Source organism: Spirosoma lacussanchae (assembly GCF_005870035.1).
GTDB classification, from domain to species: Bacteria; Bacteroidota; Bacteroidia; order Cytophagales; family Spirosomataceae; genus Spirosoma; species Spirosoma lacussanchae.
Genome location: NZ_SWJG01000002.1, coordinates 186518 through 197875, shown reverse-complemented (window position 1 = coordinate 197875; position 11358 = coordinate 186518). Strand labels below are relative to the sequence as shown.

At 54.7% G+C, this 11358-nt stretch carries 13 protein-coding genes; 2 read left to right on the top strand and 11 right to left on the bottom strand.

Annotated features, from left to right (window positions below):
- Nucleotides 1-69: 69 nt before the first annotated feature.
- From FBR45_RS11270 to lysM, 6 genes are all read right to left on the bottom strand, one after another.
- Nucleotides 70-1155, bottom strand: coding sequence for a M20 family metallo-hydrolase (locus tag FBR45_RS11270; RefSeq protein ID WP_138502332.1), 1086 nt, complete (start codon nt 1153-1155; stop codon nt 70-72).
- Nucleotides 1156-1228: 73 nt separating this feature from the next.
- The gene (locus FBR45_RS11265) at nt 1229-2071 is read right to left on the bottom strand and encodes an endonuclease/exonuclease/phosphatase family protein (RefSeq protein WP_138502330.1); all 843 of its coding nucleotides are present in this window, start codon (nt 2069-2071) and stop codon (nt 1229-1231) included.
- 60 nt (nt 2072-2131) lie between these two features.
- Nucleotides 2132-3016 carry a trypsin-like peptidase domain-containing protein gene (locus FBR45_RS11260; protein ID WP_138502328.1) on the bottom strand — a complete coding sequence of 295 codons (885 nt, stop codon included), beginning with the start codon at nt 3014-3016 and terminating at the stop codon, nt 2132-2134.
- A gap of 117 nt (nt 3017-3133) precedes the next feature.
- Nucleotides 3134-3415 (bottom strand): hypothetical protein, encoded by a 282-nt coding sequence (locus FBR45_RS11255; protein ID WP_138502326.1) that lies wholly within the window; start codon nt 3413-3415, stop codon nt 3134-3136.
- 24 nt (nt 3416-3439) lie between these two features.
- Nucleotides 3440-4348 carry a DUF937 domain-containing protein gene (locus FBR45_RS11250; protein WP_138502324.1) on the bottom strand — a complete coding sequence of 303 codons (909 nt, stop codon included), beginning with the start codon at nt 4346-4348 and terminating at the stop codon, nt 3440-3442.
- Between the two features lie 143 nt (nt 4349-4491).
- Nucleotides 4492-4965 carry a peptidoglycan-binding protein LysM gene (lysM, locus tag FBR45_RS11245; protein ID WP_138502322.1) on the bottom strand — a complete coding sequence of 158 codons (474 nt, stop codon included), beginning with the start codon at nt 4963-4965 and terminating at the stop codon, nt 4492-4494.
- Nucleotides 4966-5193: 228 nt separating this feature from the next.
- Between lysM and FBR45_RS11240 the strand changes: the two genes are divergently transcribed.
- Nucleotides 5194-5970: an outer membrane beta-barrel protein gene (locus tag FBR45_RS11240; protein ID WP_138502320.1), complete on the top strand. Its 777-nt coding sequence runs from the start codon at nt 5194-5196 to the stop codon at nt 5968-5970.
- A 39-nt stretch (nt 5971-6009) separates the two neighbouring features.
- Here FBR45_RS11240 and FBR45_RS11235 read toward each other — a convergent pair whose 3' ends face one another.
- Both FBR45_RS11235 and FBR45_RS11230 read right to left on the bottom strand, forming a co-directional pair.
- Entirely contained in the window at nt 6010-6621 is a 612-nt protein-coding gene (locus FBR45_RS11235) for a hypothetical protein (RefSeq protein WP_246082206.1), read from the bottom strand.
- Between the two features lie 61 nt (nt 6622-6682).
- Nucleotides 6683-6937 (bottom strand): winged helix-turn-helix transcriptional regulator, encoded by a 255-nt coding sequence (locus FBR45_RS11230; protein WP_317128613.1) that lies wholly within the window; start codon nt 6935-6937, stop codon nt 6683-6685.
- Between the two features lie 466 nt (nt 6938-7403).
- Between FBR45_RS11230 and miaA the strand changes: the two genes are divergently transcribed.
- A complete protein-coding gene (miaA, locus tag FBR45_RS11225) occupies nt 7404-8327 on the top strand; it encodes a tRNA (adenosine(37)-N6)-dimethylallyltransferase MiaA (RefSeq protein ID WP_138503075.1) in 924 nt (307 codons plus the stop codon).
- Nucleotides 8328-8335: 8 nt separating this feature from the next.
- On the opposite strand, the gene FBR45_RS11220 is transcribed toward miaA, so the two are convergent.
- From FBR45_RS11220 to FBR45_RS11210, 3 genes are all read right to left on the bottom strand, one after another.
- Nucleotides 8336-8629: a rhodanese-like domain-containing protein gene (locus FBR45_RS11220; protein ID WP_077921253.1), complete on the bottom strand. Its 294-nt coding sequence runs from the start codon at nt 8627-8629 to the stop codon at nt 8336-8338.
- Between the two features lie 20 nt (nt 8630-8649).
- Nucleotides 8650-10407 carry a T9SS type A sorting domain-containing protein gene (locus tag FBR45_RS11215; protein WP_246082205.1) on the bottom strand — a complete coding sequence of 586 codons (1758 nt, stop codon included), beginning with the start codon at nt 10405-10407 and terminating at the stop codon, nt 8650-8652.
- A gap of 107 nt (nt 10408-10514) precedes the next feature.
- Nucleotides 10515-11291: a PASTA domain-containing protein gene (locus FBR45_RS11210; protein WP_138502316.1), complete on the bottom strand. Its 777-nt coding sequence runs from the start codon at nt 11289-11291 to the stop codon at nt 10515-10517.
- Between the last annotated feature and the right edge of the window lie 67 nt (nt 11292-11358).

Below are 11358 nucleotides of genomic sequence, written 5' to 3'. Positions count from 1 at the left end.
TGGGGGTATATAGCCTCAAAAGCGACTACCCCCTCCATTCTTACCTAACCCGTTACGGGCTGGAACGTATTATAACACCTGCTCAAGCATACGAATGTAGCCGTCTACGCCTTCGGTAATTTCCCGGAGGTAGATGAACTCATCGGCCGAGTGCGACCGTCCTGAATGGCCGGGGCCACACTTCAGCGAGGGGCAGTTCAGCACCGCCTGATCCGATGTGGTAGGTGAGCCGTAGGTATGTCGACCTAGCGCCAGCCCAGCCCGCACGATGGGGTGATCGGCCGGGATGCTCGACGGTTTGAGCCGGATCGAGCGCGGCTTTACCTCCGACTGAATACTCGTGCGGATGGTATCGATGACCTCTTCGAGCGTATACTGCTCCGTAACGCGCACATCGACCGTAAACGTACAGACATCGGGCACTACGTTATGCTGGCTGCCAGCCTGGATAATCGTCACCGACAGTTTGATGGGGCCCAGCGTTGGCGACTCCTTCGGGAACTGGTAGGTTGTGAGCCAGTTGATGTCCTGTATGGCTTTGTAGATGGCATTCTCCCCTTCGTTCCGGGCCGCGTGACCGCTGACACCGTGGGCGGTACAGTCGAGCACAAGCAGGCCTTTTTCGGCAATAGCCAGCTGCATCTCGGTCGGCTCGCCTACAATGGCGAAGCTGATCGGCGGCAGATGCGGCAACAGCAGTTCCAGCCCGTTGCGCCCCGAAATCTCTTCTTCGGCACTGGCCGCCATCACGACGTTGTGGCTCAGGTCGGGCCGGTCGTAGAAGTATACGAACGCGGCCATCAGCGATACCAGGCAGCCGCCGGCATCGTTGCTTCCCAGCCCGAACAGCTTCCCATCGCGCTCGACGGGTGTAAAGGGGTCGAGTGTCCAGGACGGATTGGGCTTCACCGTATCGTGGTGTGAGTTGAGCAGTACCGTTGGTTTGGCCGGGTCGAAGAACCGGTTTTTGGCCCAGATATTATTCTCCAGCCGCTCGTACGGAATCTGTTTTTCCCGAAAAAAGGCTTCGATCAGCGCAGCCGTCTGCTGCTCCTCCCGACTGAACGAAGGGGTAGCAATCAGGCGTTTCAGTAGGGCGAGCGCATCGGCCGTGAGGGTAGTTTGCAGCGGAGTCGTGTCTGAGAAAACGTTCATATACCTGGGCGTTACGGCCCAAAGATACGACCAAAGCCCCGAAAAGCGGACGATTTGGGGCCAGCCAGCACCTTTACCGGATAACCGCCTTGATGACAACGGGCTGGTGATCGGACGGGTACCGCTGTTGATTGGCGTCAGTCAGAACGGCATAACTGAGCACATCGATGTCTTTACTGACGAAGATATAATCGATCCGGTCTTTCATGGGCGCGTCGAACGCAAAGGCATTGAACGTGCCGACTGGCCCGTAAGGCGGGGTAGCCGTTACCCGGTAGGCGTCGTTCAGCCGGGTTTGCATGGTCTGGATCTGCTCCGTATCGGGAGTCGAGTTGAAATCACCCGTACAGATGACGGGGGCGTTTTTGGCGATCTCGCCGATTTTCTGAACCAGGAGCTTCCCCGACTGCCGGCGGGCTTCAACCCCCTGGTGATCGAAGTGGACGTTGAACACGTAAAATTCTTTCCGGCTCCGCTGATCCCTGAGTTTAGCCCACGAGCAGATACGGTTGCAGCAGGTAGCATCCCAGCCCAGCGATGGCTTATCCGGCGTTTGACTCAGCCAGAAATCGCCCGATTGCAGTACAGAAAAGCGGTCTTTGCGGTAAAAGATAGCCGAATGTTCTCCGCCTTCTTTGCCATCGTCACGGCCTTTGCCGATGCGGGCAAAGCCGGGCATCTGGCTCAGGTCGTTCAGCTGATTCAGCAACCCCTCCTGCGTGCCCATAATGTCGAACTCATGGTAACGAATCAGAGCCTTCACGTTTTCTCTGCGATTGGGCCAGGCGTTGGGGCCGTCTTTAGGGGTGTCGTATCGGATGTTGTAGGTAGCTACACGGATGGGGTCCATTTTCTGGCCCAACAGGCTGGCCGGGAGCAGGACGGAAAGCAGAAACGACAGAATCAGTACACGCATGACAGAAAGAGTAACGTTGACAAAAGAAAGATACACAGCGCTTATAATCAGAAATATCGATCAGGCCTCATAGAACGGCACGTTCCGCTCGCGCAGAAACGCTTTGATAACGTCGACGTGAACACACTGACCCACGTTCAGAAAGGGATAGTTGGAAACGCGGCTCCGGCGGCCATTAACCATGACTTCGCGGTCTTCGATGTCGAAACCCAGGTGCAGGTGCCGTGTGGCCGACTGCATTCCGTAAATCAGCCCGTTTGTATCAAAAAGCGGCCCACCGCTTTGCCCGCGCAGGCCAGGGGTACTCATTTCAATGCCTACAATACCCGTACTGTCGCTTAGCAGGCGGGTAATAATACCATCGATCGGAAAGCGGGGCGACGTTACTTTACCCTCCGCCGTCCACTCGATGTCGTCTTTGGCAGCGTTGTACCAGTAATTGGTGAACTCAGGAAACGGATAACCCAGGCGGCATAAGCTGCGGCCAGGCTTTACGCGGCTGGTGTCTCGCAGGAAAGTAGCGTGGGATTGATAAAGCAGCCGATTGTAGCCCTTGAAACGCAACAGGGCCAGATCCTGCGTCGGGTGCATCTCGATGGTCACCTCGGAGAACAGATCGACGCAGCCCACGAAGCTGTTACGCACCCGAATAATGGTGTCGGGCTGTAACTTGAATTTTTCTTCAAGCTGGCTGATGCGTTGGGCCGCATCCCGTTCGCGGAGTACCGACCGTCGCTCACCCTGAAAATTCAGAAAATTGCGGTAGATAGCGTCAGTTTTGGTAACCAGTTCGGCGACGTGCTTGCAGGTAACAGCGCAGCCGTATTCGTTCACAAAAAAAAGGGTGGCAGTCCCCGGAATCACTTCATCATGCCCATACAGGCGCACAATCGAGTGCAACGGGCGGGTAAACGGATCAACGCGATCAATAGCGTCAACAAACATACAATCAGGCGGTCAGGTCGGTGAGTTGGTCAATTCGTTCTCCAACGACGATACGGACGAACGAATCAGGGGGCAAGTTACTAAATACCCGCCGACTCAGCGACCTGATCGGCCTGCTTACTGTTTCACTTTTACTTTCACTTCGGCAGGCACTACGGCCCCACCGGCGCTGGCACTATCGGGAGGAGCCTGCTGCGAAACGCCGGGGTTCGATGAATTAAGCGTATCGCCCTGCCGACCAAATACGGAGCTATCCGAACCGGAAGCCGTATCCGTCGTCATGGTTTCTGCGCTGCTTTCCTTATTGCTGCCGGAGCAGTTCCAGAGGCTCAGGCTGGCACCGGCCAGCAGGCCCACCAGCAAAAATCGCCGGGTCAGTTGATTCAGGTTGTTCGTCATTGCTTTTCGGTTGTTGAGTAATTATTACTTGTTTGTTGTCGAATCGCGGATACCGAGCGCACCCGGGGCCGTTGAATCAGTGGTTTGCCCGTTGGCATCCTGAATACTCTGCCGCGTAGCCGCCGACGCATCCTCGGACCGGTCTGACTCGACCTGCGATGTTGAATCGGTACTGATGCCGTCGGCGCTGTTCTGATTCTGACTGAATTTCTGAACAATGAGCGCAATGACCAGAATAGCCATGGCGACCATGGCCCAGCGCAGCCACCGGACGTTTTCGCGTCGGCGATCGCCTTCGGCACTTTTCGGAATGTTGGGGTTGACAATGGTGCCGCTGAAGTTGTCGGTTCCCTGAACCTCGGTCTGCGGTCCGGCGGGGGTCTGTAACTCGTCGAACCCGAGCAGGCTGGATACCGCATCGAGGCCGTCGGGCATGGCCTTCCTGAACTCGCTGGCCTGGCCCAGCAACAGGGTTTGCAGGCTATGGGCCGTGAGGCCATTTTCCTGCTCCTGCCGTCCCAGAACACCCATGAGTACCGCGCCGGATAGCCCCAGCACGGTATTGACCGACTGGGGTTTTGCCCCGCTATAGGTACTCAGCAACTCCGAAGAACGCCCTAATTTATCGTCGAAGATCTGTTGCAGAAAACCGTTTCCCGCCCCGGCAACCGCCTGGGTTTCGGCTTCGGTGTCAAGTGCCTGACTGACGTCGAATGGTGTGTTGCCGTAGTCGCCCTTGTCCAGAAAGCTAAGGATGGACGACGATCCGCCGGTCGACTGTATCCGCCGGGTCAGTCCGCCCAGCAGGGTGGGCAGTGCGCCGTTAACGGCTTTGTGTATGGTGGCTGGCGACTCGTTCAGCTCAGCACCAAGCCGGTCGATAACACCGGGTGTGAACTGCTCCCTGAGAAGCGCTAATAAATGGACGGCCATGTTTCATAACGTTGGTTGACAACGGTTAAACCGGCCCGTTGGGGGTAATGTTTATGACAACGTTTCGGCAGGCGTGTACGGTCACAGCCAGCCGACCAACCCTACACGCCCACCGAAACGTTGGACTTTTGCCTCTATCAGGCCTACAGTTGCGGAATCCGCAGCACCTGGTCCGGATAGATCAGGTCAGGATCTTTCAGCATAGGCTTGTTAGCCTCGAAGATGATTCCATATTTCGTAGCATCGCCGTAAACTTCCTTAGCGATTTTAGACAGACTGTCGCCCGATTTTACCGTGTAGAACTTACCGGCCGGTGTTGGCTCGACAACGTCCAGCTGGTTGTCAACGGCCGATACGCCTTCTACGTTACCGACGGCCAGCGCAATTTTCTCCGCGTCCTCCTGCGACTTCACCGAACCGCTCAGGATAACCGTATCGCCTTTGGTCTTCACGGTAAGGGCGTTATAAGCCAGTCCCAGCTGTTTGACATGGTCGAGCAGGGCCTGCGCCCGTAGTGGCTCAACCTTTTCGGCCTGTGCCGGATCGGCCGGGGCAGCTACCTGCTCCTTGTTAAAAATCTTTTCCCCAACCCCCTTGAAAAATGATAAGAGACCCATGAGTTAATAGTTGTTTGAATGAAACATGTACACTTAACGGCTGGCAAGTAAGTGAACCTTTATCATTCAAACAACCCGCTGGTTTTATGTTTGTTTCAGTTTGTACCCCCGAAATAATACTAGTATTTATACCTTATAGGCAAACTTCAGGCGCATAATCGGGTTTTATCATCGTTTTATACCCAATATATTATCATCTATTAGAGCACCCATTTTTGTAAACGCACAATGAAGCAAGTTCAATTAACTGCCCTGGTTTTATTAATCGGCTCAACCCTGGCTATGGGCCAGCAAAAACTGGAAGGCGGGATAAAAGGTGGCCCCACCTTTACGCATGGGTACACGACCATACCTTCCATTCCCCTGTCGGCCAACGTAGCTATCCCGCAGCTCGACAACAAAAGCAACGGAATTGGTACCGGTTATTCGTTCGGGATTTGGGGTCGTCAGAATTTTGACCGGTTTTACGTTCAGGTTGAGGTCGACTACAACCAGTTTATACTGAAGCAGAAAGCAAACCTGACAATTCCGGCCGGGCTGGCCGCTGTCTTATCGGGGCTTTCACTGCCGCCGGCGGTACCGGCTCAGACCCCCGCTACGGTCAACATAACCTCCACGTCGACGCTGGAGTCGTTCAACATACCGATCCTGTTTGGGAAACGATGGAGCGACGGAAAAGTACGGGCGTTTGTAGGCCCCAACCTGTTGTTTACCCGCAAAGCCGAAGCCAAGCGCAACACAACTGCCACTATAGCGGGCTTGACGTTCAACGCTCCGGAAACAACTTCTGACCTGAAGAATCCGAATCCGCAAAACCCGTCGGAGCGCGCGCTGGAGGTGAAATCGTTTACCTATGCGGCAGAGGTCGGCGTAGGATATACGTTTCTCAATCGGCTCGACCTGGACGCGCGCTATGCCCTGCCAGTTGGCGGTGTGTATAAAGACAAGAATATCAAAGGATACCTGGGTATAGCAACGCTGAGCCTGGGTTTGCGGCTATTCTAACCAAATCAGGCCTGCCCACGCGGTGTGGACAGGCCTGACTTACTGACGCTCTTCGACAAGGGCAAAGCCCTGCCCAACGGGACGAAGCCGGTACCGGAGCATACGAATACCCCCGGTTGGCTCAGCGTTGGCGTCGCCAAACTGATAAACCGGGTATTTACGGCATAGTATGCCCCGCTCAATCCATAAACTGTCGTGACCCATATACCCATCGGCTACGGGCAGACGCCAGTTTACGAGTGTCACGTCTGCTTTACGCTCGGGTAAGAACTGCCAGCCATACACCCGGCCAAACGAGCCGCTCCCGTTACTACTGCTATAAATATACAGTTCAGGAAAGCGATTATTGTCCAGGTCAGCTACCTCGGCCCCCGTAATGGCGCCGTCTATGCGTATCCGAAAGTTTGTCAGCAATAACTGCCCGCGGAATGCCTTGATAGCAACCTCGCGTACAGCCCCACTATCGGGTGCATCGACCGTGAACGTGTACACGTTGAATCGAAGTGACTGGCTGAACGAATTTCTTGGTTCGGGCTGAAGTGGTGGCCGGCCCGTTCCCAAAGCGAGCGAAGACTTACCGGAAGCTGACAGCAGAGCCCAACAGGCCATGCTAACAATACCGCCAATAAGTCCCCATAGTTTACCGCTCATCAACTTCGTTCGCTTGTAGTTTCCTAGCAATAACGAATCGAAGCACAATTTAGTTGATTGCCTACGGCTCCAGGAACACCTCGCCTACGCTGGTTAACTGATAAAGGGTGGGAAGCACTTTCAACCCTCTGGCGGTCAGGTTGTACTCAACGCGAGGTGGTACTTCATTAAATGATTTCTTCTCTAAAACACCAAGTTCAATCAATGCTTTCAGTTCCTGAATTAAAACTTTTTCACTAATGTCAGGAATCATTCGCCGGAGTTCGCCGTATCGCCGAGTCTCCGTGCCTAGTTGAAAATGATGAAGAGTCGCCATTTCCCACAAATGATATCCAGTGTTTTCTTTAAAGCTGATTGAGTAGAGGGAGTTAAAGTCTGCTTGAGGTTTTGGTCGTCCATAATGACTGCTTGTACTAACCTAATAGTTCGTAACGTACTGATTAAAAGGGAATTGCGTCCATATGAGCAAAGATATATATTTGTTTGAGAAGAATTACACAAACACTCTATAGGTTAAGATTTTTAAGCTTTTTATTCGGCGAGATAACACAATGATTACGAACGTATTTTTTATTTCTGCTACCTACAGCGTTCGGAATGCCCTACTCGCTCCTATCTATACGTCTGATGTATTCTGGTCAACCAGTGCTGTTTATCAATACTCTACAAACTCTATAAAATTAGTAATTTTATAATTACATACATCCATCTGCATCATTTTTTTTATGAGATTCGGGCTCGATGGCCATAGCGTGGCACAGCGGTGTATTTTTGCCAGTCAGATGGCTACCCAAAAAACAGTACTTGTCATTGCAGGCCCCACCGCGGTTGGTAAAACGGCTCTTTGCGTACAGCTGGCCAAAGCGCTCGCTACCGATGTGGTGTCTGCCGACTCGCGGCAGCTGTATCGGGAACTAAGCATCGGCACGGCCAAACCAACGTCGGCCGAACAGCAGGATGTTCCTCATCACTTCATCAGCTCTCACTCCGTTACCGATCCTGTCAACGCGGGTCGTTACGAACGCGAATGCCTGGCTGTGCTGGCTACTCTTTTTCAGAAAAAGGACGTGGTTATTTTAACGGGCGGAACGGGTCTGTACATCAACGCCGTCTGCTTCGGGCTTGACGATATGCCTACGGTCGATCCGGCCCTGAGGCAACAGTTGTTCACCCGCCTGCAAACCGAAGGACTGGCCGCGCTGCAGACCCAACTCCGGGACCTCGACCCGCTGTATGCCCAAACGGCCGACCTGCAAAATCCGGTACGGGTAACGCGGGCGCTGGAGGTATGCCTGGCAACCGGGCAACCGTATTCGTCGTTTCGGCGTCAGCAGGTAGCCGATCGCCCGTTTCGTACGGTTCTGGTTGCACTCGACCGTCCGCGCGATGAATTGTATGCCCGGATCGACGATCGCATGGATGCTATGCTCGCTAACGGCCTGCTCGACGAGGTGCAGTCGCTGCTGCCCTATCGCGATCTGCCCGCCCTGCATACCGTTGGGTACCAAGAGGTTTTCCCGTATCTGGATGGCACCTACGATTACGATGAGATGGTGCGCCTGCTGAAACGCAACTCCCGGCGGTACGCCAAGCGGCAACTCACCTGGTTCAGGAACCAGGGGAACTACCAGCAGGTTTCCGTAGCCAGCGAGTCACCAACCGACGCGCTGGCTATTATTCTTGACAGGCTCAACGAACTCCAATAACCGGCTCTTTACTGGGCCCGGTAAGCGAGCATCCCTCCGGTCACGTTGCGGACGTTGGTAAAGCCGTTTTCTTCTAGGTACTGCTGCGCTCGCGCACTCCGCGCGCCAGACCGGCAGTGGACAATCACTTCTTCATCCTGCAAACCGTCGAGTTCATCGATCCGGTAGGGCAACTCACCCAACGGAATCAGGGTAGCGCCAATATTATCGGCTTCGTATTCGTTCGGCTCCCGAACATCGAACAGATTCAGCTTTTCGCCTTTGTCGAGCCGTTCTTTCAGCTCCTGTACTGTAATATCCATGGGTATACTGGTTAGTGGTCTTACTGTTGCACAATCAGCTTCTGCACTACGGTTCGCTGCCCGTCCGACAAGCGAATCAGGTATAGTCCGGCAGTCAGGTGGCCGATATCCAGCGTTTGCTGACCGCGGCTAGGTTCAACAACAACCAGCAAACGACCGCTCGGGTTCAGTATCTCGAGCCGCCTGAGCTGCGTATGATCCCAGCGAATCAGGCCCGTGGTGGGGTTGGGATATACGCTCAGCGATGAAGCTGGTATGGGCTCGGGCAGGGCCGTTACCACCGTATCGGGTCGACCGCCCATAACGGGCCGGATCATAAAGGCGCCCTGTACATCGAGTGCCGACGATTGCTGATTCTGGGCCCAGCTGGTTCCGCCGTTGTAAAAGATCTGACTCCCGAACAGACTGCCTTTATCAAACCCTATCCGGAGCTGGGTGGTATCACTGGCCGTAATTTGCTGATAACCAACATAAAAGGTATCAGTGACCGATATACCCCGATCGAACGGAAACGTGACGAATCCGTTGCGGGTTGTGGGATACTGGGTCGCAAACGACTTGCGGTAGATTACCTGGCCGGGAAGGCCATTACGGTTGTTGTAGATATTGATGGTAAAAGGCTGACCGCTCTGGTTAATCCGGATCGGCACCAGGCACATCCGGACACCGGCAATCACATCGGGTTTGTTCAGGATAAACCGAACGGCTACCTGCTCGCGGGGGCCGATCTGCCGGGCAAACTCCCAACTTCCGTCATCGTAGGCATAATAATCGTCGAGCGTAGCCACGGCCGATAGGGTATCGTTCCGTCGCAGGTTAACCCCCGGTATAGACGGGTTCTGGTCATCGGTCGTGAGCAGATCGAAGGTATAACGCAGGGAAGCCCGTGTAGCCGATCCAAATCCGCCAGCAAGTCTGGGAACAGCGCGCTTCCGCTGCGAACTCAGCGCCTGAATCAATTCAGAAGCGGTTGAGGGGTCGTTCTGCAGCACCTGCCCCGTCAGCTCGTCGCGAATGCTGAAGCGGAGGGTAGTAAAATTAAACGTATTGAACAGATTGTTGATATCGGTCGTGACCGAGTCGGCCACTTCGCCGGCTGGATTCACGGCATACTGCGCCAGCGGCATAGCCGTGTACCGACGCAGTAGCGGGCTGATCGCCTGCCGCATCGCCACGTCTTTCACGAACCGATCGGCGCGGGTGCGGCCCCGGTTCAGGTACACATAATCAACGTTCCAGGTATCGAAAGGCCCCGATGCCCGACCGTAGGACCGGAACCGAAACGCAAAGCCCGCGTGGAAGTAACGGGTATCGCGAACGGGGACAAACACCTGCGGAAAGTTATTGTTGGGCGCTCCGCCCTCGACCCGCCAGACGGTTTGCCAGGCACCGGTCCGGTCCAGAAACTGAAGCGTCAGCGAATCACCGGGATCGGGCGACTCGCCCAGTCCCCGAATCTGCCAGTAAAAACTCAGGTAAACCGAGTCGGCCGCCGACAGACCCGCCAGCGTCACGGGCCGCGACTGCAGGGTATCTGTGTAGCCCTGCGCCAGCTGGTTGTTCTGTACGTACTGCTGATTGTTTGCCCGCAGTCCATCGAACGTAGCCACCCCTACCGTAGGGTGGTTTATTGCCATAGTATTATTGATATAAACCCCGCTCCCGGGTTCCCATCGGGCGGGGGCGGGCCGGTCACGACCAGCCTGGGCCGAGCTGGTTGAAAAGTCGTCGAAAAAGGGCAGCGACAGCGGGGTCTGCGCCCAGGTGACCGTGACCATCAGGCTACTGATTATCAGCAGAACGATACACCGTAAACGTCGGCCGGGCGCGTAGTTTGGCTGATCTGGTAAAGCAATTCCCATGTAGTCTCTATACCGGACACGGTTTATTGATCCGGCTCAATTGGCCCCACAATCCAGAGGTCCATTGTTTCGCCAACGCGGATTCGTTCGCCCGACCGGGCTTCGGGTCGCTGCCGAACTACCGTGCCAACTTCCTTCTCGGGATCGTCAACGGAAATTTTCGTGCCAACTTTAAGGTTTGACCCAACAATAGCCGCTTCGGCTTCGTCGAGAGGTAATCCTACAACGTCGGGAATGGCGAACATCGTATTGCCCAGCCCATCGCCAATTTCCAGATCGATGCGCGCGCCTTTCGGTACGGGCGTTCCGGGTACTATTTCCTTGCCGTTATAGAGCTGCCGCAGTACCGCATTTTTTGCCACATCGGGCCGGTACGTTTTCTCCCCTTCTTCAAGACCCATCGATTTCAGCATCAGTACCGCACTCCGGTCAATCATATCGACCAGTTTCGGCATGGGTACCATTGGCGCTACCCGTTTGGTGATGGTGACGTAGATCTTTCGGCCTTCCTTTACTTTAGCGTTGGCGCGCGGATACTGCTGGATAACGGTCAGCGGCTGGGCTCCGGCCACGAAGGTACAGTCACTAACTTCGTAGCGCAGGTCGCGGTCGTTCAGGATATTCTGCATTTCATCGAGACTCAGCCGCGTAACGTCGGGTACGGTTATGGTCTGACCATGGTTGGTCGTGAAGGGCAGATAAATAAAGAAGAACCCCAGAAAAAGCGCAGCAAACAGGGCCAGAATGATGCCAACGTGAACCAGCAGGTCGGTTACTGATCGGGTGCTGATTTTTGTCATTTGTAAAAGTAGGGCGTCAGCGGGTGAGGTATACGGCTACAGGCCTGCCTGCAAAAGTAACAGAATC

Coding starts and splice junctions, on each gene's coding strand:
- FBR45_RS11270 (WP_138502332.1), bottom strand. CDS start 1,155: ATGAACGTTTTCTCAGACACGACTCCGCTGCAAACTACCCTCACGGCC.
- FBR45_RS11265 (WP_138502330.1), bottom strand. CDS start 2,071: ATGCGTGTACTGATTCTGTCGTTTCTGCTTTCCGTCCTGCTCCCGGCC.
- FBR45_RS11260 (WP_138502328.1), bottom strand. CDS start 3,016: ATGTTTGTTGACGCTATTGATCGCGTTGATCCGTTTACCCGCCCGTTG.
- FBR45_RS11255 (WP_138502326.1), bottom strand. CDS start 3,415: ATGACGAACAACCTGAATCAACTGACCCGGCGATTTTTGCTGGTGGGC.
- FBR45_RS11250 (WP_138502324.1), bottom strand. CDS start 4,348: ATGGCCGTCCATTTATTAGCGCTTCTCAGGGAGCAGTTCACACCCGGT.
- lysM (WP_138502322.1), bottom strand. CDS start 4,965: ATGGGTCTCTTATCATTTTTCAAGGGGGTTGGGGAAAAGATTTTTAAC.
- FBR45_RS11240 (WP_138502320.1), top strand. CDS start 5,194: ATGAAGCAAGTTCAATTAACTGCCCTGGTTTTATTAATCGGCTCAACC.
- FBR45_RS11235 (WP_246082206.1), bottom strand. CDS start 6,621: ATGAGCGGTAAACTATGGGGACTTATTGGCGGTATTGTTAGCATGGCC.
- FBR45_RS11230 (WP_317128613.1), bottom strand. CDS start 6,937: ATGGCGACTCTTCATCATTTTCAACTAGGCACGGAGACTCGGCGATAC.
- miaA (WP_138503075.1), top strand. CDS start 7,404: ATGGCTACCCAAAAAACAGTACTTGTCATTGCAGGCCCCACCGCGGTT.
- FBR45_RS11220 (WP_077921253.1), bottom strand. CDS start 8,629: ATGGATATTACAGTACAGGAGCTGAAAGAACGGCTCGACAAAGGCGAA.
- FBR45_RS11215 (WP_246082205.1), bottom strand. CDS start 10,407: ATGGTCACGGTCACCTGGGCGCAGACCCCGCTGTCGCTGCCCTTTTTC.
- FBR45_RS11210 (WP_138502316.1), bottom strand. CDS start 11,291: ATGACAAAAATCAGCACCCGATCAGTAACCGACCTGCTGGTTCACGTT.